Genomic DNA, 17491 nt, shown 5'->3' with positions numbered 1-17491 from the left:
CACGTGCCCGCCCCTGCGCGGAGTCGGCATCGACCGATACTGTTCAGCATTGTCGAACCGCTTCACCACAGTAGGCACGGTCAGCAGGAGGCTGCACGATGGCACGGAACATCCAGTCGCTCGAACGAGCCGCTGCGATGCTGCGACTCCTGGCGGGCGGCGAGCGCCGGCTGGGACTGTCGGACGTGGCCTCGTCCCTTGGCCTGGCCAAGGGCACGGCCCACGGCATCCTGCGCACCCTCCAGGCGGAGGGCTTCGTGGAGCAGGACCCCGCCTCCGGCCGCTACCAGCTGGGCGCGGAGCTGCTGCGCCTGGGCAACAGCTACCTGGACGTCCACGAGCTGCGGGCGCGCGCCCTGGTGTGGACGGACGACCTGGCCCGGGCCAGTGGTGAGAGCGTGTACGTGGGGGTGCTGCACAAGAGCGGGGTGCTGATCATGCACCACGTGTTCCGGCCGGACGACAGCCGCCAGGTGCTGGAGGTCGGGGCCATGCAGCCGTTGCACTCCACCGCCCTCGGCAAGGTGCTCTCCGCGTACGACCCGGTGGCCCACACCCAGGTCATGGAGGTGGAGCGCGAGGCGTTCACCCCACGGACGGTCACGGACGCCGCCGGGTTCGAGGACGTGCTGGCGCTGACCCGGGCGCGGGGCTGGGCCGCCGACGTCGAGGAGACCTGGGAGGGCGTCGCCTCGGTGGCCGCGCCCATCCACGACCGGCGCCGGATGCCCGTCGGCGCGGTCGCCGTCGCGGGCGCGGTCGAGCGGGTCTGCGGGGAGCCGGGCGAGCCGCGGGCCTCCCTCGTGGCGTCCGTGCGGGACTGTGCGCGCTCGGTTTCACGCGATCTCGGCGCGGGCCGGTTCTGACCCCTCCCCCGGAGCTCCTGGGCCGTTTCCGGCCGGGATCCGGCTGCTTCATGCCCATTTTTCGCCATGTCAGCGCGCTGCGGTGGCTGGATTTGTTCGATCGCACCGAGTGGTAACGATCCGACACTTTGGCCTGGCCGACCCTTGACGCAATCTTCACTGGGGCGGAAAACTGCCGTTCATCGGTCGGCATTGTCGAACACCTACCGGCAATACGCGTTAGGGTGTGGCAAGGCCAAGGACCGGTGCAGCACTCACCGAGTGCGCGGAACCACCGGAGGGACCCGGTGTCCGCCCACCCCTGGACGTACGTAAGGAGTCGCGGGTGTCCAGCTCCGACATCTTCATCGGCGAGACCATCGGTACCGCCCTGCTCACCCTGCTCGGCGGTGGCGTCTGCGCCGCCGTGACCCTCAAGAGCTCCAAGGCCCGCAACGCGGGCTGGCTGGCGATCACGTTCGGCTGGGGCTTCGCCGTCCTGATCGGCGCGTACGTCTCCGCGCCGCTGTCCGGCGCGCACCTCAACCCCGCGGTCACCGTCGGCCTCGCCGTCAAGACCGGCGAGTGGGGCGACGTGCCCCTCTACCTCGCCGCCCAGCTGCTGGGCGCCATGCTCGGCGCGGTCCTGATGTGGGTCACCTACTACGGCCAGTTCCGCGTGCACCTGTCCGACCCGGAGCACATCCGGGACGCCAAGCTCGGCCCGGAGGACCCGCACCCGCACGACACGGCCGGCCCGGTGCTCGGGGTCTTCTCGACCGGCCCCGAAATCCGCAACGTGGTGCAGAACCTCGCCACCGAGATCATCGGTACCGCCGTCCTGATCCTGGCCATCCTGACCCAGGGCCTGCAGGACGACGGCAAGGGCCTGGGCGTCATAGGCGTGCTGATCACCTCCTTCGTGGTCGTCGGCATCGGCCTCTCGCTGGGCGGCCCGACCGGCTACGCCATCAACCCGGTGCGCGACCTCGGTCCCCGCATCGTGCACTCCCTGCTGCCGCTCCCGAACAAGGGCGGCTCCGACTGGGGATACTCCTGGATCCCGGTCGTCGGCCCGCTCGTCGGTGCCGTCGTCGCCGGCGGTCTGTACAACATCGCGTTCGCCTGATCAGCATCTGCAGCGCTCGTAAGATCCGCACCGCACTCCTGATTCCGCCAACTCCCCAGACCTGCCAGGAGCAGCCGACATGACCAGCAGCACCGGCCCCTTCATCGCCGCGATCGACCAGGGCACCACCTCCTCCCGCTGTATCGTCTTCGACCGCGACGGCCGCATCGTGGCCGTCGACCAGAAGGAGCACGAGCAGATCTTCCCGAAGCCGGGCTGGGTCGAGCACGACGCCACCGAGATCTGGACCAACGTCCAGGAGGTCGTCGCCGGCGCCATCGCCAAGGCCGCCCAGGACATTCCGGGCTTCACCGCCGCCGACGTCAAGGCCGTCGGCATCACCAACCAGCGCGAGACCACCGTGATGTGGGACAAGACCACCGGCGAGCCGGTCCACAACGCGCTGGTCTGGCAGGACACCCGCACCGACGCCCTGTGCAAGGAGCTCGGCCGCAACGTCGGCCAGGACCGCTTCCGGCGCGAGACCGGCCTGCCGCTGGCGAGCTACTTCGCCGGCCCGAAGGCCCGCTGGCTGCTCGACAACGTCGAGGGGCTGCGCGAGCGCGCCGAGGCCGGCGACATCCTCTTCGGCACCATGGACTCGTGGGTCATCTGGAACCTCACGGGCGGCGCACAGGGCGGCGTGCACGTCACCGACGTCACCAACGCCTCGCGCACCATGCTGATGAACCTGCACAACCTGGCATGGGACGAGCGCATCGCCGAGTCCATGGGCGTCCCGCTCAACGTCCTGCCGGAGATCAAGTCCTCCGCCGAGGTCTACGGCCACGTCAAGGACGGCGTCCTCGCGGGCGTCCCGGTCGCCTCGGCGCTCGGCGACCAGCAGGCCGCCCTCTTCGGCCAGACCTGCTTCGCCGAGGGCGAGGCGAAGTCCACGTACGGCACCGGCACGTTCATGCTGATGAACACCGCCGACAAGATCATCAACTCCTACAGCGGCCTGCTGACCACGGTCGGCTACCAGATCGGCGACCAGAAGCCGGTCTACGCGCTGGAGGGCTCCATCGCCGTCACCGGCTCGCTCGTCCAGTGGATGCGCGACCAGATGGGCCTGATCAAGTCGGCCGCCGAGATCGAGACGCTCGCCTCCTCGGTCGAGGACAACGGCGGCGCCTACTTCGTACCGGCCTTCTCCGGCCTGTTCGCCCCATACTGGCGTTCCGACGCCCGCGGTGTGATCGCCGGCCTCACCCGGTACGTCACCAAGGCGCACATCGCCCGCGCCGTCCTGGAAGCCACCGCCTGGCAGACCCGCGAGATCACCGACGCCATGACCAAGGACTCGGGCGTCGAACTGACCGCCCTGAAGGTCGACGGCGGCATGACCTCCAACAACCTGCTGATGCAGACGCTCTCGGACTTCCTGGACGCCCCCGTGGTGCGCCCGATGGTCGCCGAGACCACCTGTCTCGGCGCCGCCTACGCCGCCGGCCTGGCCGTCGGCTTCTGGCCCGACACCGACGCCCTGCGCGCCAACTGGCGCCGCGCGGCGGAGTGGACCCCGCGGATGCCCGCCGAGCAGCGGGACCGCGAGTACAAGAGCTGGCTCAAGGCCGTGGAGCGTTCCATGGGCTGGGTCGACGACGAAGACGCCAGCTGACCGCACTCAGCTGAGTCAATCGACGAGGAGCTAAGAGAGATATGAGCACTCTGCAGAGCGTTCCCGCGCTGGGTACGCACCCGACCGCCGGCTCGAACCCGAGCCGCGCCGAGACCCGTGAGCAGCTGGCGAAGGCCACGTACGACCTGCTGGTCATCGGCGGTGGAATCCTGGGCACCTCGGTGGCCTGGCACGCCGCGCAGTCGGGTCTGCGGGTTGCCATGGTGGACGCCGGCGACTTTGCCGGCGCCACCTCCTCCGCCTCCTCCAAGCTGGTCCACGGCGGTCTGCGCTACCTGCAGACCGGCGCGGTCAAGCTGGTGGCCGAGAACCACCACGAGCGGCGGGTGCTGGCCAAGGACGTGGCCCCGCACCTGGTCAACCCGCTCACCTTCTACCTCCCGGTGTACAAGGGCGGTCCGGTCGGCGCCGCGAAGCTCGGCGCGGGCGTCTTCGCCTACTCGGCGCTGTCCGCCTTCGGCGACGGCATCGGCAAGGTCATCTCCCCGGCCCGCGCCGTCGCCGACAACCCCGGACTGAAGACGGACAACCTGAAGGCCGTCGCCGTCTACTACGACCACCAGATGAACGACTCCCGGGTCGCCGTCATGACGGTGCGCGCCGCCGTCGAGTCCGGTGCGGTCGTCCTCAACCACGCCGAGGTCACCGGACTGCGCACCACGCGCGGCCGGGTCAGCGGCGCCGAGCTCAAGGACCGCCTGGACGGCACCGAGTTCGGGGTGGACGCACGGGTCGTGCTCAACGCCACCGGCCCGTGGGTGGACCACCTGCGGCGGATGGAGGACAAGCACGCGATGCCCTCCATCCGCCTGTCCAAGGGCGCGCACATCGTGATGAAGCGCAAGTCGCCGTGGAAGGCCGCCATGGCCACCCCGATCGACAAGTACCGCATCACCTTCGCCCTCCCGTGGGAGGACCAGCTGCTCCTCGGCACCACCGACGAGGCCTACGAGGGCGACCCGGCGGACGTGCGCGCCACCGAGGCCGACATCCAGCAGATCCTGGACGAGGCGGCGTTCTCGGTGAAGGACGCCGACCTGGACCGCTCCCTGATGACGTACGCCTTCGCCGGCCTGCGGGTGCTGCCCGGCGGTCCCGGCGGCGTGGAGAAGGCCAAGCGCGAGACGGTGGTCTCCGAGGGCGCGGGCGGCATGCTGTCGGTGGCCGGCGGCAAGTGGACCACCTACCGCCACATCGGCCGCGTGGTGATGGACAAGCTGGCGAAGCTCCCGGGCAGCCCCCTGACCGAAGACATGGAGCCGCTGAAGTCCCTGGTGCGCCGGGTCCCGCTGCCCGGTGTGGCCAACCCCAACGCGGTCGCGCACCGGCTGCTGGTGGACCGTGAGCCCGGCACCCGGATGGACCCGCTGACGGCCCGCCACCTGGCCTCGCACTACGGCTCGCTCGCCTTCGACATCGCGCGGATCGCGAACGAGGACCCGGCGCTGGCCGAGCGGATCCACCCCGACGGCCCGGAGATCTGGGCGCAGGTCGCCTACGCCCGCGACAACGAGTGGGCGCAGACGGTCGACGACGTCCTGCGCCGGCGCACGACGGTGACGGTCCGGGGCCTGGACGACGCGTCCGTACGCGCCCGGGTCGAGGAGATGCTGGGCCGCCAGGCATAGCTCTCCCGCAGGTGGGGAAGAGGGGCGGTTCCGAGGGGAACCGCCCCTCTGTCGTGGGCTGTGGCCGGTGCCTCATCAAGGCTTAGGCTGACCCACGTACGCAAGGGAACTTCGGAAGGAGACCTGGGTGATCGAGCTTGAGGGCGTGCCCGAGCTGATCGACCCGGTCATGGTGGCCGCGTTCGAGGGCTGGAACGACGCGGGTGACGCGGCCTCCGGTGCGGTTGCACACCTGGACCGGGAGTGGAAGGGCGAGGTCTTCGCGGCTCTGGACGCCGAGGACTACTACGACTTCCAGGTCAACCGGCCGACGGTGTGGCTGGACAACGGGGTACGGAAGATCACGTGGCCGACGACACGGCTGTCGGTGGTCCGCATCGGCGGCGCCAAGCCGCGCGACCTGGTGCTGGTCCGGGGCATCGAACCGTCCATGCGGTGGCGGTCGTTCTGCAACGAGATCCTCGGCTTCGCACACGAGCTGGGCGTGGAGATGGTGGTCATCCTGGGGGCGCTGCTCGGGGACACCCCGCACACCCGGCCGGTGCCGGTGAGCGGGGTCACCTCGGACGCGGACCTGGCGCGGACCATGGACCTGGAGGAGACGAAGTACGAGGGCCCGACGGGCATCGTGGGCATCCTGCAGGAGGCCTGCACCCACGCGGGCGTCCCGGCGGTGTCGCTGTGGGCGGCGGTGCCGCACTACGTGTCGCAGCCGCCGAACCCGAAGGCGACGCTGGCGCTGCTGAACCGGCTGGAGGACCTGATCGACATCAGGATCCCGCTGGGCGAGCTGCCGGAGGACGCCCGGGCCTGGCAGTTGGGCGTGGACCAGCTGGCGGCCGAGGACAGCGAGGTCGCGGAGTACGTGCAGACGCTGGAGGAGGCGCGGGACACGGCGGACCTCCCGGAGGCCTCCGGGGACGCCATCGCCCGGGAGTTCGAGCGGTACCTGCGCCGGCGGGACCCGTCGGCCGGCCCGGCGCCCGAGGCGGGCGACGGCTCGTACCTGCGGGAGACCTCCAGCGGCCTGACCCGCCCGCCGAAGCGGAAGCCGGACGCCTCCGGCGAGGATCTCCAGCCCCCGGCCGTGGCCCCGCCGGAGGAGGACGAAACCCCGGAGCCCCCGGAGGCATAGCCCCGTGCGGGCCGCCGGACGGGCTGCGAAGACAGCCCGTCCGGCGCCTGAGGCGCGGGGGTCCGGGGCGGAGCACCCGGCAGCGGCGCCGCACCGGCGCAGGGACGGTGGTGCGGCTACGGCTACGGCTACAGAGCCACGCCGAGCAGCGCGTCCACGGTCCGCGACACCAGGCCGGGCGCCGCCTCGTCGTCGCCCCCGTCGGCCAGCTGGAGCTCGACCCAGCGGTCGACGGCCGCCAGCGCGGCGGGCGCGTCCAGGTCCTTCGCCAGGGCCGCGCGGACCTCCTCGACCAGCGCGTCGGCCGGGAGGCCGTCCGGCCGGGACACGGCCGCACGCCAGCGCTCCAGGCGGGCCACCGCCTCGGCGAGGACGGCGTCGGTCCACTCCCAGTCGGCCCGGTAGTGGTGCGAGAGCAGGGCCAGCCGGATCGCGGCCGGGTCGACCCCGGCGCGGCGCAGCGCGGAGACGAAGACCAGGTTGCCCTTGGACTTCGACATCTTCTCGCCGTGCAGGGCCACCATGCCGGCGTGCACGTACGCCTTGGCCATCGGGAACTCGCCGGTCAGGGCCTGCGCGTGCGAGGCGCCCATCTCGTGGTGCGGGAACGCCAGGTCGGAGCCGCCGCCCTGGATGTCGAAGCCCATGCCCAGGTGGTCCAGGGCGATGGCCACGCACTCGATGTGCCAGCCGGGCCGGCCGCGGCCCAGGGAGCCGCCGTCCCAGCTCGGCTCGCCCTCGCGGGCGCCCATCCACAGCATCGGGTCGAGGGGGTTCTTCTTCCCCGGCCGGTCGGGGTCGCCGCCGCGCTCCGCGGAGAGCAGCCGCATCGCCTCGGCGTCGAGGTGGGAGACCCCGCCGAAGTGCGGGTCGGACTCCACGGAGAAGTAGACGTCGCCTTCGAGCTCGTAGGCGGCGCCGGCGTCCCGCAGCCGCTCGACCAGCGGCACGATGCCGGGTATGGCCTCGACGGCTCCGATGTAGTGCTGCGGCGGCAGCATCCGCAGGGCGGTCATGTCCTCGCGGAAGAGGGCCGTCTCGCGCTCGGCGAGCTCGGTCCAGTCCTGGCCGTCGCGCAGGGCGCGTTCCAGGAGGGGGTCGTCGACGTCCGTGACGTTCTGGACGTAGTGGACCTGCCGCTTGGTGTCGAGCCACACGCGCTGTACGAGGTCGAACGCGTTGTAGGTCGCCGCGTGACCGATGTGGGTCGCGTCGTACGGGGTGATGCCGCAGACGTAGATGCGGGCGACGGGACCGGGGGCGAGGGTGATCGTCCCCTGGGTCGCGGTGTCGTGGATCTCGAGGTCGCGGCCCTTGCCAGGCAGGGCGGGGACGTCGGAAGCGGGCCAGGCATGCATGGGTCGAGCGTAACCGGACGCATGTTCCGGAAACGAACCGGACCTGCACGGTTGTCCTGATCCGCGCTCTTGTGCCCGGGCCGCACCTGTGCGTGGCCCCCGGGTGCCTGCTCAGACCGGCGGCCAGGGGATCGACGGCCACTGCCCGGAGGGCCGGGGGTGCTCCCCGGTGCGCAGCAGATGCGCCACCCTGGCCCGTACGGCGGCCTGCTCGACCGGTGTGATCAGTTCGGCCAGCCGGGTGGCGAGCGGTGCTCCGGGGGCCAGGGCGGCGTCCAGGAGGCCGAGTGCCTCGCGGGCGTCGTCGGTGAGCGGCTCCCCCGCCCACCCCCACAGCAGGGTGCGCAGTTTGTCCTCGGCGTGGAAGGTCACGCCGTGGTCGATGCCGTAGAGCCGCCCGTCGGGGGCGGGCAGCAGGTGGCCGCCCTTGCGGTCGCCGTTGTTGATCACGGCGTCGAGGACGGAGAGCCGGCGCAGCCGCGGGTCGTCGGCGTGCACGAGCAGGGCGGTGCGGCCCTCGCCGACCTCGGCGAAGGCGACGGGCTTCCAGCCCTCCCCCGCCTCCTCCCCCTCGACGAGGGCGAGGAGCTCGGCGCCCGGCGCCTCCTCCTGCGGGGTGTCGATCCAGCGCTGGACCATGCCCTCGCCGTAGGGCCCGTCGCGCAGCACGGTGGCGGGCACCAGGCCCCAGCCGGTGGCCTCGGAGACCAGGTAGGAGGCGACCTCGCGCTGGGCGAGGCTGCCGTCGGGGAAGTCCCACAGCGGCCGCTCGCCCTTGACCGGCTTGTACACGCAGTCGGCGGTGCGGCCGGCGTGGGTGACCGTGCACAGCAGCACCGCGTTGGACGCCTCGCGGATCCGGCCGACGACGGTGAGCTCGCCCTCGGCGAGCAGTTCCTCCAGCTCCCCCGTGGTGGTCACGCCTGGCGCCGGTAGCCGTTCTGGCGCGGGCACACGTGTCCCTCGGGGTCGAGCGGGAGGCTGCACAGCGGGCACGGCGGGCGTCCCGCGTTGACCACGTCCAGGGCGCGCTTGGCGAAGGCCCGTGCCTGGGCGCCGCTGAGCCGGACCCGCAGCAGCGGGGGGCCGTTCTCCTCGTCCTGCAGGAGCCGCTCCTCCGCCTCGGCGAGGTCCTCGTCCGAGTCGGCCTCGACCTCCACCAGGGCCTGCGCCTCGACGATCATGCGCTGTTCCTCGCCGTCCCAGGCCAGGGCCATGGTGCCGACGCGGAACTCCTCCTCGACGGGGACGTCCAGGGGGGCGGTGTCGGCGGCCTCGGCGGGGGCCACGGCGGGGACGGGGGCGTTGCCCCCGGTGCGCCGTACGACCTCGTCCAGCAGCTCGTCCATCCGCTCGGCCAGTGCGGCGACCTGGGTCTTCTCCAGGGAGACGCTGGTGACCCGGGGCCCGGAGGAGGCCTGCAGGAAGAACGTACGGCGTCCCGGCAGACCGACCGTGCCGGCCACGAAGCGGTCCGGAGGGTCGTAGAGGAACACCTGACGGGGCACGTCCAGTCTCCAAGTCTCGGCGGCAGGGGCAGGGCTCCCCGCAGGTGGCTGCGCGCGTTGGTAGGGCCAGTCCACCCTACTGCGCCGTTCGATCACGCCGCGCCCGCGCCGCCCCCCACGACGGCGTTGCCGCCGTCTTCGGCGGCTTTGTCGCTCGGCGCGTGCGGCACCAGCGAGCCGAAGTCCCCGGTGTCGCCCAGGCGGAACACGAAGGGCCGGGTCGGGGTGTACCGGACGGCGGTGACCGAGCAGGGGTCGACGTGGATGCGCTGGAAGAGGTCCAGGTGCATGCCCAGGGCGTCCGCGACAAGGGACTTGATGATGTCGCCGTGCGAGCACATGAGGAAGACGGCGTCGCTGCCGTGCTCCTCCTCGATGCGGGCGTTCCACTCCCGTACGGCGTCCACGGCGCGGGCCTGCATGGCGCGCATGGACTCCCCGCCGGGGAAGGCGACGGCCGAGGGGTGCTGCTGGACGATCTTCATCAGGGGTTCTTCGGAGAGCTCGGAGAGCTTGCGGCCCGACCAGTCCCCGTAGTGGCACTCGCCGATGCGGTCGTCGGTGTGCAGGGCCAGCCCGGGGCGGGCGGCGAGCAGCGGCGCGAGGGTCTCCCGGCAGCGCTGCAGCGGACTGGAGACGGCGGCGGCGAGCGGGACCCCGGCCAGCCGCCCGGGGAGCGCGGCGGCCTGCTCGGCGCCGCGCTCGTCGAGGGCGACACCCGGGGTCCATCCGGCGAGCAGCCCGGCGGTGTTGGCGGTGGACCGCCCGTGTCGTACGAGGATCAGCGTGGCCATGGGGTCAGGGTATGCCGTGTCATCCGTGTGCGGGCCGGGCCGGGGCGGGGGAGAATGCGCCGGTGATTGTCGACTGCGCGATTTACCGGGACGGCCGCCGTACCGAGGGGCCCGTGGACTTCTCGGACGCCCTCCAGGCGGCGAGGGCGACCGGTGACGCCTTCCTGTGGGTCGGCATGCACGAGCCGTCGGAGAAGGAATTCGACCACGTCAAGGCGGAGTTCGGCCTGCACCCGCTGGCGGTGGAGGACGCGCTGGGCGCACACCAGCGGCCGAAGCTGGAGGTGTACGACGACTCCCTGTTCGTGGTCCTCAAGCCGGTCGTGTACGACGACGCGGCGGACACGGTCACCACGGACGAGCTGATGCTGTTCATCGGCGACTCGTTCGTGGTCACGGTCCGGCACGGCGAGGGGGCTCCGCTGGCCGCCGTGCGCCACCGGCTGGAGCAGGAGCCGGAGGTCCTGCGGCAGGGCCCGACGGCCGTGCTCTACGCGGTCTCGGACGCGGTGGTGGACCACTACATCGAGGTGGCCTCCGAGCTCCAGGCGGACCTGGAGGAGCTGGAGGCCGACGTCTTCGCGCCGAACGCGGCGGACACCAAGAACACCGCGGCCCGGATCTACGCCTTCAAGCGGCAGATCCTGGAGTTCCGCCGGGCGACGAGCCCGCTGCTGCAGCCGATGGACCGGCTCGCCGCCGGGAGCGTGCCCTTCGTCCACGCGGGGGCGCAGCCGTTCTTCCGTGACGTGGCCGACCACCTGACGCGGGCGAACGAGTACGTCGAGGGGCTGGACCGGCTGCTGTCGGACGCGCTCGCCGCGCACCTGGCGCAGATGGGGGTCCGGCAGAACGACGACATGCGCAAGATCTCGGCCTGGGCGGCCATGGCGGCCGTCCCCACGATGGTGGCGGGCATCTACGGGATGAACTTCGAGCACATGCCGGAGCTGCGGCAGCCCTGGGGCTACCCGGGCGTGGTGGCCCTCATGGCGGCCGTCTGCTTCGGGCTGCACCGGCTGTTCAAGCGCCGGGGCTGGCTGTAGCGGGCGGCCCGGTCAGGCGAACTCGGGGCTGGTGAGGGGGGCGCCGCCGAGTGCGTTGCGCCGCTGCGGCATGCGCAGGTCCACCATCCGGTGCCAGCCGCTGAACCGTTCGTACGCGTACAGGGCGTGGATGCCGGCGGCGAGTGCGGCGGCCTTGGGCGCCGGCCAGCGCAGCAGGCGTCCCATGCGGCCCATCACGGCGAGGCTCACGTCCCGGTGGACCTGGATCTCGGCGAGGGCGCTCTCGCGCAGCACCCGCTGGATGGTGCGGCCGTGCCCGGCGCCGGCCAGGCGCAGCAGCTCCTCGTGGCAGTAGGCGAGGTGGTTGTCCTCGTCGTGGCTGATCATCCGGATGGCCTTGCCGAGCTCCGGATGGTCGCCGAAGTGCCGGACCAGCATCTCCATCTGGTCGGCGGCGCGCTGTTCGGTGACGCGGCTGTGCGCCAGGTAGACCACGATGTCCTGCTCGGTCAGCGGCTCCTCGCGGCGCAGTGTGGCGTGCGCGAGTCCGATGCCGCGCCGTTCCAGCAGCATCGTGTAGTCGGCCGCCGGCGGCACCGGGACGGGCGGCAGTCCGCGCTTGCGGAGCAGGGCGTTGAAGATCCGCCCGTGCTTGTCCTCGTCCGCGCCGTGCCGGCTGATCTTGGGGGCGAGGGCGCTCATCGCGGGGGGCACGAGGGCGGCGATGCGGGCGTTCTCCCAGCCGCCCTGGGACTCCCCGCTGGCGGCGATGGAGCAGAACAGCTGGAAGGAGTCGTCGTTCTCGACGATCTCCTGGAACAGGCTGCGGGCAGAGAGCATGCACCGAGTCAAACGCCGCTCCCCGGCGCGGGCAACCGAGGAGTCGCCCGACTCGTCCGAATGAACGAACCGGGGCGATGCGCCCGGGTGCGTAACCCGGCGGGCGCCGTGCGCGTTGTTGCCTGTGCCGGCCGTGGCGGGGAAGACCCCCCGAGCCCCCACCACGGCCGCAGACCTACGCCAGTCCGGCGCGCTCCAGGGCCTCGGTGCCGGCGCGCAGGGCGGCGACCCGCTCGTCGAGGGTGAACCCGGCCGGGGCCAGCGTGAGGGTGGTGACCCCCGCTTCCGCGTAGGCCTGCATGCCGTCCGCGATCCGCTCGACGGAGCCGAGCAGCGTGGTCGAGTCGATCAGCGAGTGCGGTACGGCCGCGGCGGCGCCTGTCTTGTCGCCCGCCAGGTACTTGTCCTGGATCTCGGCGGCTTCCTTCTCGTAGCCCATGCGCCGGGCCAGCTGGTTGTAGAAGTTCTGCTTGCGGCTGCCCATGCCGCCCACGTACAGGGCGGTGTACGGGCGGAACACGTCGGCGAGCGCGTGCACGTCCTCGCCGAGGGCCAGCGGCACGGTCGGGCAGACGTCGAAGCCCTCCATGGTCAGTCCGGCCTTCTCGCGGCCCGCCCGGATGTGGGTGAGCGCGGTGGCCTCCAGGTGCTCGGCCGCGGGGAAGATCAGCAGCGCGCCGTCGGCGATCTCGCCGGTCTGCTCCAGGTTCTTCGGGCCGATCGCCGCGATGTAGAGGGGGATGTGCTCCCGCTCCGGGTGCACCGTCAGCTTGAGGGGCTTGCCGGGGCCGCCGGGCAGCGGCAGGGTCCAGTGCGCGCCCTCGTAGGAGAGGCGCTCGCGGCTCATCGCCTTGCGGACGATCTCCACGTACTCGCGGGTCCGCGCCAGGGGCTTGTCGAAGGTGACGCCGTACCAGCCCTCGGAGACCTGCGGGCCGGAGACGCCCAGGCCGAGCCGGAAGCGGCCCTTGGTGAGCGAGTCCAGGGTGGCCGCGGTCATCGCGGTCATGGCGGGCTGGCGGGCCGGGATCTGGAGGATCGCGGAGCCGACGTCGATGCGCTGCGTCTGGGCCGCGACCCAGGCCAGCACCGTCGGGGCGTCGGAGCCGTAGGCCTCGGCCGCCCAGCAGACGTCGTAGCCGAGGCGGTCGGCCTCCTGCGCCACGGCGAGGTTGTCGGCGTCCATGCCCGCACCCCAGTAGCCGAGATTGATGCCGAGCCGCATGTGTCGTCCCCTTACCGGTGTACCGATCAGTAACGTAGGTCTGCGGGGACTGTAGCGCGCCAAGGTCCGTTGCGTCAGTGCCCCAGTAGTCTCAGCGCTCATGGAGCAGAGGCATCTCGGCCGCACCGGACTGCGCGTCTCCCGGATCGGCCTCGGCACCCTCACCTGGGGCCGCGACACCGGCGAGGAAGCCGCCGGCGAGCTGGTGAAGACCTTCTGGGAGGCCGGCGGCACGCTCGTCGACACGGCCGACGCCTACGGCGGCGGGGAGGCGGAGTACCTCCTCGGGCAGCTGATCGGCGGCCTCGTCCCGCGCCGGGACCTGGTGATCGCGACAAAGGCGGGCGGCGTCCGCCGTCCCGACCGGCGGGTCGACGGCTCGCGCGGGCACCTGCTGGCGGCCCTGGACGCCTCCCTGGACCGGCTGGGCACCGACTACGTCGACCTCTGGCAGGTGCACGCCTTCGATCCGGCGACCCCGCTGGAGGAGACCCTTCAGGCGGTGGACCTGGCGGTGAGCAGCGGCCGGGCCCGGTACGCCGGCGTGGCGGGCTTCTGCGGCTGGCAGCTGGCGAAGGCGGCGACCTGGCAGCTCGCCGCCCCCGGGGTGCGGACCCGGCTGGCGTCGACCCAGATGGAGTACTCGCTGCTCCAGCGGGGCGTCGAACGCGAGGTGCTGCCCGCCGCGCTGGACCTGGGGATCGGCCTGCTGCCCTCCTCCCCGCTGGGGCGCGGGGTGCTCACGGGCAAGTACCGCAGCGCCGTGCCGGCGGACTCCCGGGGCGCCTCGGAGACCCTGGCCTCCTTCGTGGAGCCGTACCTGGACGAGGCCGCGGGAAGGATCGTGGACGCGGTGGCCACGGCGGCCCAGGGCCTGGCGGTGACCCCGTTGCAGGTGGCGCTGGCGTGGATCCGGGACCGGCCGGGGGTGGTCGCCCCGGTTGTCGGCGCGCGGACGGCCGCGCAGCTCGTGGCGGCGCTGTCGGTGGAGGCCCTTAGTCTTCCGGAGGAGATCTGCCGGGCGCTGGACGATGTGTCGGCGCCCGTGCACCGCTATCCCGATCAGGACTGGAGCACGCTGTGAGTACGGACCGTCAGGCCGAGCCCGCTGCCACGGAGGAAGCGGAGCAGGCATCGGCCCCGGCCGCCCAGCCCGCCGAAGCCCAGGACGCCCGCCCGGCGGAGGCCGCCGGGGAGTCCCCCGCCGCCGGCGCCGGGACGGACACCGGGACGGACTCCGGGACAAAGACCGGGACGGAGACCGAAACGGACGCCGGGCCGGGGCCTTCAGCCGGGGCCGGGGGCGAGGCGGCAGCGGAGGCCGGCCCCTCCGGGGGCGGGGCCGACGGGGAGGACGGGGAGCCGGCCGACGGGGCGGACGCGGACGGGGAGCCGGCCGCCGGGGCGGACGGGGCGCCCGCCGCGGGCGCGGGGCTGACCGAGGCCCAGGCCGAGCTGGCCGCGCAGAAGGTCGAGCGGGAGCGGATCGCGCGGCGCAAGGCGGAGCGGGAGGCGCCCGTCGAGGCCGGCGCGAAGCTGAGCGGGAAGGCCGCCGACCTGCTGGCCGCGGTCCGGGCCGTGGAGGGCGGCGCGAAGCCCCCTGCCGAGTTCTTCGACGAGGCTCCCCCGGCGCCGCGCCGGCCCGCCGCCGCCCCCGCCGCCCCGCGCACCCCCGCCCCGGCGCCCGCGCCCGCGGCGGCTGCGCCCGGGACGGTCGAGGAGGTGCGGGCCGTCCTGGCCCGCGGCGCCGCCCCCGAGGCCCTGGCCGCCGAGGCGGCCGCCGCACTCGGCGAGGGCGCCGCCGAGGAGCTTGCCGCGAACCCCTGGCTGCTGCTCTCCCTGACCGCGGTCCGCCCGGCGCAGGCCGACGGCTTCGCCCGCGCCCTGCTGGGCTCCGGGGCCGGCCCGGGGGACGGGCGCCGCACCGGCGCCCTGGTCGGCTGGCTGCTGGTCCAGGCCGGGCTCAAGGGGCACACCGTCCTGGAGGTCCCGCTGCTGGAGAAGGCCCTGGCCCAGTACGGCGTGCCGGACCCGGCCGAGGCCGTCGAGGCGGCCGTCGCCGAGGGCTCCGTACTGGTCTTCCACGAGCCGCTGGGCCCGCCGGTCCCGGAGGGCGAGGAGCAGCCCGTACGGCTCCTGGTGGGCTTGGAGGGCTCCGCCATGGCCGAGGAGAGCCTGGCCGACGGCCTGGCCCGGCTCGTCAACACCTTCGAGGGCCCCGCGGACTGGGCCACCGGGGCCACCGGGCCCGGCGCCGAGCTGGTCCGCGCGGTCGCGGGGCACGGCCTGGTCGCCCACACCGGCGGCGAGGCCGCCCGGGCCGAGCCCCTCGCCCTGCTCGCGGCGGCCCGGGAGCAGGGCCTGCGCGTCTGCCTGGCCGCGCACGCCCCCTCCGCCGACGGGATCGCCGTGGCGGACCTGCTGGCCGGGACGCAGGGCCCGGGCCGGGACGCCGACGGGCGGTTCGCCGTGGACCTGCTGGTGGTCCTGGACGCCCCGCAGCTGGACGTGGAGAGCGCCGCCGCCCTGGTGGAGTCGGTTCCGGACGGGGCGCGGCTGGTGCTCAGCGGGGACCCCGGCGTCCTCGGGTCCGCCGGGGCGGGCCGGGTGTTCGGCGATCTGCTGGCGGCGCGGACCTGCCCCCAGGTGGTCTCCCGCACCCCCGACCCGGGCCCGCTCGGCGAGCTCGTCTCGGGCATCGGCATCGGCGAGCTGAACCAGGTCGACGCCCCCGGCAAGGAGGTCGTCATCGTCCCGGTGCGGGACGCGGCGGAGGCGGTGCACCGCACGGTGCAGCTGGTGTCGGAGTCGGTTCCGCGGGCCTTCGGGGTCGACGCCGACACCGTGCAGGTGATCACCCCGGGCCACGGCGGCTCGGCGGGCACCCGCGCCCTGAACGCCGCCTTGAAGGAGCGACTGAACCCCGGACCGGGCCGGTTCGGCGGTTTCGACCCCGGTGACCGGGTCGTGCACGTGCCCTCGCCCGGCCGGGCCGTACCGGCCCGGGTGCTGTCGGCGGACGCCGAGGGGCTGCACCTGGAGGGTGCGGGCGGGCGGTTGGTCGTACCGAAGGAGCAGGTGGAGTCGCGGGTCCGGCACGGCTGGGCCGTGACCGCGCACCAGGCGGCCGGCGCGCGCTGGCCCGCCGTGGTCGTGGTGCTGCCGGGCGACGCGGCGCAGGCGCTGTCGCGGGACTGGGTGTACACGGCCTTCGGGCGGGCGCAGCGGCACCTGTCCGTGGTGCACGGCGTGGACCAGGCCCTGCCGCATGCGGTGGCGCAGGTCCCGCCGAAGCCCCGTACGACGCGGCTGACGGGCCTGCTGAAGGCCCTGGCAGCCCCGGCCGGCGAACAGCCGCAGTGACGGACGCGGCCCCCGCCCGGCAGGGCGGGGGCCGCGGTGTCCGGCGTGCGGGCCGGGTCAGGCGGAGGTGAGTCCCTGCCGTGCCGGCTCGTCGCCCTCCTCTTCGTCTTCGTCTTCGACCTCGTCCTCTTCCGCGTCCTCGGCCTCCTCGTCGAAGACGGAGCTGACGTCGAAGCGGTGCAGCACGTCTTCCGGATCGGTCTGCGCGAAGGGCGAGTCGAGCCACTCCCCCGGTTCAGCCACCTCCTCCGAGGCGGCGATCCAGAGCGTGGAGTCGCCCTCCTCCAGACCGAACTCCTTGTAGCGGGAGGCGATCTCGTCGGGCTCGTACTCCCCGAAGAGGACGCCCAGCGCACCGGCGGTGCCCCCGTCCTCGACGAGTTCGGCATCCCGGTCGTGCGCGGCGACGCGCTCGGCCTGGGCGATCAGCCGCGGCGGTTCGACCACCGCGTAGTCGCGGCGGATGAGCACGCTGAAGGCGGTGGGATCGGCGGGACCGGTGTACGGGACGCCGTCGTCGGGCGTGGGGATCTCGAAGGGGGTGACCTCGTCGTACCGGTCGTAGAGGAGTTCGTCGTACTCCTCGGCCGCCGCGGCGAGTTCGTTGAACGCGGCGTAGACCTCCGGGTCCTCGTCCCCGGTCCTGCTCTCGACCGCGGCGAGGTGGCGGTCGAGAGCGGCCTTGACCGCCTCGGCGGCGGCGCGTACCTCGGCAACAGTGGGCAGAGCGGCATCAGACATGGAGCAGACGCTATCCGTAGCAGGGCTCCGCCCGCACAATAGATGCGATGCCGGAATACGAATTTGTCGACGTGTACGTGCCCCGCGGGGTCCCTCGCAAGGAGGCGACCCGGCTGTTGACCGACCATGCCGAGTACGGGAACTGGGAGCTGGACCGGCTGACGCTGCACCGGGACGGCAGCCGCAGGGTGCGGCTGCGCCGCCGGATCATCCGCCAGGTCCGCGCGACCTGGTGACGCGGGCCCCGGGTGGGGGCCCGCGCCGGGCGCGACGCCG

Annotated in this window: 16 protein-coding genes; 9 read left to right on the top strand and 7 right to left on the bottom strand. The window is 73.1% G+C overall.

The window, feature by feature from the left end:
- Positions 1–98: 98 nt before the first annotated feature.
- The 5 genes from ACLJTM_RS27240 to ACLJTM_RS27220 all read left to right on the top strand — a co-directional run bounded on the left by ACLJTM_RS27240 (position 99) and on the right by ACLJTM_RS27220 (position 6379).
- Entirely contained in the window at positions 99–866 is a 768-nt protein-coding gene (locus ACLJTM_RS27240; RefSeq protein ID WP_411106376.1) for an IclR family transcriptional regulator, read from the top strand.
- Positions 867–1191: 325 nt separating this feature from the next.
- Entirely contained in the window at positions 1192–1974 is a 783-nt protein-coding gene (locus ACLJTM_RS27235; protein ID WP_411106375.1) for an MIP/aquaporin family protein, read from the top strand.
- 79 nt (positions 1975–2053) lie between these two features.
- The gene (glpK, locus tag ACLJTM_RS27230) at positions 2054–3595 is read left to right on the top strand and encodes a glycerol kinase GlpK (protein WP_411106374.1); all 1542 of its coding nucleotides are present in this window, start codon (positions 2054–2056) and stop codon (positions 3593–3595) included.
- Between the two features lie 41 nt (positions 3596–3636).
- Positions 3637–5244 carry an FAD-dependent oxidoreductase gene (locus ACLJTM_RS27225; RefSeq protein WP_411106373.1) on the top strand — a complete coding sequence of 536 codons (1608 nt, stop codon included), beginning with the start codon at positions 3637–3639 and terminating at the stop codon, positions 5242–5244.
- Positions 5245–5371: 127 nt separating this feature from the next.
- Entirely contained in the window at positions 5372–6379 is a 1008-nt protein-coding gene (locus ACLJTM_RS27220; protein ID WP_411106372.1) for a PAC2 family protein, read from the top strand.
- 128 nt (positions 6380–6507) lie between these two features.
- On the opposite strand, the gene mshC is transcribed toward ACLJTM_RS27220, so the two are convergent.
- The 4 genes from mshC to ACLJTM_RS27200 all read right to left on the bottom strand — a co-directional run bounded on the left by mshC (position 6508) and on the right by ACLJTM_RS27200 (position 10039).
- Positions 6508–7737: a cysteine--1-D-myo-inosityl 2-amino-2-deoxy-alpha-D-glucopyranoside ligase gene (gene mshC / locus ACLJTM_RS27215; protein WP_411106371.1), complete on the bottom strand. Its 1230-nt coding sequence runs from the start codon at positions 7735–7737 to the stop codon at positions 6508–6510.
- A gap of 111 nt (positions 7738–7848) precedes the next feature.
- Positions 7849–8691, bottom strand: coding sequence for an SCO1664 family protein (locus ACLJTM_RS27210; protein ID WP_411106370.1), 843 nt, complete (start codon positions 8689–8691; stop codon positions 7849–7851).
- On the bottom strand, positions 8655–9245 hold the full coding sequence (locus tag ACLJTM_RS27205) for a DUF3090 domain-containing protein (protein WP_411106369.1): 591 nt from the start codon (positions 9243–9245) through the stop codon (positions 8655–8657). Before ACLJTM_RS27205 ends, ACLJTM_RS27210 begins: the two co-directional genes overlap by 37 nt.
- A 92-nt stretch (positions 9246–9337) precedes the next feature.
- Positions 9338–10039, bottom strand: coding sequence for a histidine phosphatase family protein (locus tag ACLJTM_RS27200; RefSeq protein ID WP_411106368.1), 702 nt, complete (start codon positions 10037–10039; stop codon positions 9338–9340).
- 11 nt (positions 10040–10050) lie between these two features.
- On the opposite strand from ACLJTM_RS27200, the gene ACLJTM_RS27195 reads away from it, so the two are divergent.
- Complete coding sequence (locus tag ACLJTM_RS27195) at positions 10051–11085, top strand: magnesium and cobalt transport protein CorA (protein ID WP_411106367.1); 1035 nt, start codon at positions 10051–10053, stop codon at positions 11083–11085.
- A gap of 12 nt (positions 11086–11097) precedes the next feature.
- On the opposite strand, the gene ACLJTM_RS27190 is transcribed toward ACLJTM_RS27195, so the two are convergent.
- Positions 11098–11886, bottom strand: a complete 789-nt coding sequence (locus tag ACLJTM_RS27190) for a ferritin-like domain-containing protein (RefSeq protein WP_411106366.1) — start codon at positions 11884–11886, stop codon at positions 11098–11100.
- Between the two features lie 175 nt (positions 11887–12061).
- Positions 12062–13111, bottom strand: a complete 1050-nt coding sequence (locus tag ACLJTM_RS27185; protein WP_411106365.1) for an LLM class F420-dependent oxidoreductase — start codon at positions 13109–13111, stop codon at positions 12062–12064.
- A 100-nt stretch (positions 13112–13211) separates the two neighbouring features.
- Between ACLJTM_RS27185 and ACLJTM_RS27180 the strand changes: the two genes are divergently transcribed.
- Both ACLJTM_RS27180 and ACLJTM_RS27175 read left to right on the top strand, forming a co-directional pair.
- Positions 13212–14195, top strand: a complete 984-nt coding sequence (locus ACLJTM_RS27180) for an aldo/keto reductase (RefSeq protein WP_411106364.1) — start codon at positions 13212–13214, stop codon at positions 14193–14195.
- Positions 14192–16474 carry an ATP-binding domain-containing protein gene (locus tag ACLJTM_RS27175; RefSeq protein ID WP_411106363.1) on the top strand — a complete coding sequence of 761 codons (2283 nt, stop codon included), beginning with the start codon at positions 14192–14194 and terminating at the stop codon, positions 16472–16474. Before ACLJTM_RS27180 ends, ACLJTM_RS27175 begins: the two co-directional genes overlap by 4 nt.
- A gap of 57 nt (positions 16475–16531) precedes the next feature.
- Here the strand turns inward: ACLJTM_RS27175 and ACLJTM_RS27170 are convergent, their stop codons facing one another.
- Positions 16532–17215: a hypothetical protein gene (locus ACLJTM_RS27170; protein WP_411106362.1), complete on the bottom strand. Its 684-nt coding sequence runs from the start codon at positions 17213–17215 to the stop codon at positions 16532–16534.
- A gap of 47 nt (positions 17216–17262) precedes the next feature.
- On the opposite strand from ACLJTM_RS27170, the gene ACLJTM_RS27165 reads away from it, so the two are divergent.
- Complete coding sequence (locus tag ACLJTM_RS27165) at positions 17263–17451, top strand: DUF5703 family protein (RefSeq protein ID WP_031146791.1); 189 nt, start codon at positions 17263–17265, stop codon at positions 17449–17451.
- Positions 17452–17491: the final 40 nt, after the last annotated feature.

Source organism: Streptomyces sp. cmx-4-9 (genome assembly GCF_046548835.1).
Lineage (GTDB): Bacteria > Actinomycetota > Actinomycetes > Streptomycetales > Streptomycetaceae > Streptomyces.
Note: the sequence above shows the minus strand (reverse complement) of the source record. Positions and strands in the feature narration are given on the sequence as shown.

Coding starts and splice junctions, on each gene's coding strand:
- ACLJTM_RS27240 (WP_411106376.1), top strand. CDS start 99: ATGGCACGGAACATCCAGTCGCTCGAACGAGCCGCTGCGATGCTGCGA.
- glpK (WP_411106374.1), top strand. CDS start 2,054: ATGACCAGCAGCACCGGCCCCTTCATCGCCGCGATCGACCAGGGCACC.
- ACLJTM_RS27225 (WP_411106373.1), top strand. CDS start 3,637: ATGAGCACTCTGCAGAGCGTTCCCGCGCTGGGTACGCACCCGACCGCC.
- mshC (WP_411106371.1), bottom strand. CDS start 7,737: ATGCATGCCTGGCCCGCTTCCGACGTCCCCGCCCTGCCTGGCAAGGGC.
- ACLJTM_RS27200 (WP_411106368.1), bottom strand. CDS start 10,039: ATGGCCACGCTGATCCTCGTACGACACGGGCGGTCCACCGCCAACACC.
- ACLJTM_RS27195 (WP_411106367.1), top strand. CDS start 10,051: ATGCCGTGTCATCCGTGTGCGGGCCGGGCCGGGGCGGGGGAGAATGCG.
- ACLJTM_RS27190 (WP_411106366.1), bottom strand. CDS start 11,886: ATGCTCTCTGCCCGCAGCCTGTTCCAGGAGATCGTCGAGAACGACGAC.
- ACLJTM_RS27185 (WP_411106365.1), bottom strand. CDS start 13,111: ATGCGGCTCGGCATCAATCTCGGCTACTGGGGTGCGGGCATGGACGCC.
- ACLJTM_RS27180 (WP_411106364.1), top strand. CDS start 13,212: ATGGAGCAGAGGCATCTCGGCCGCACCGGACTGCGCGTCTCCCGGATC.
- ACLJTM_RS27170 (WP_411106362.1), bottom strand. CDS start 17,215: ATGTCTGATGCCGCTCTGCCCACTGTTGCCGAGGTACGCGCCGCCGCC.
- ACLJTM_RS27165 (WP_031146791.1), top strand. CDS start 17,263: ATGCCGGAATACGAATTTGTCGACGTGTACGTGCCCCGCGGGGTCCCT.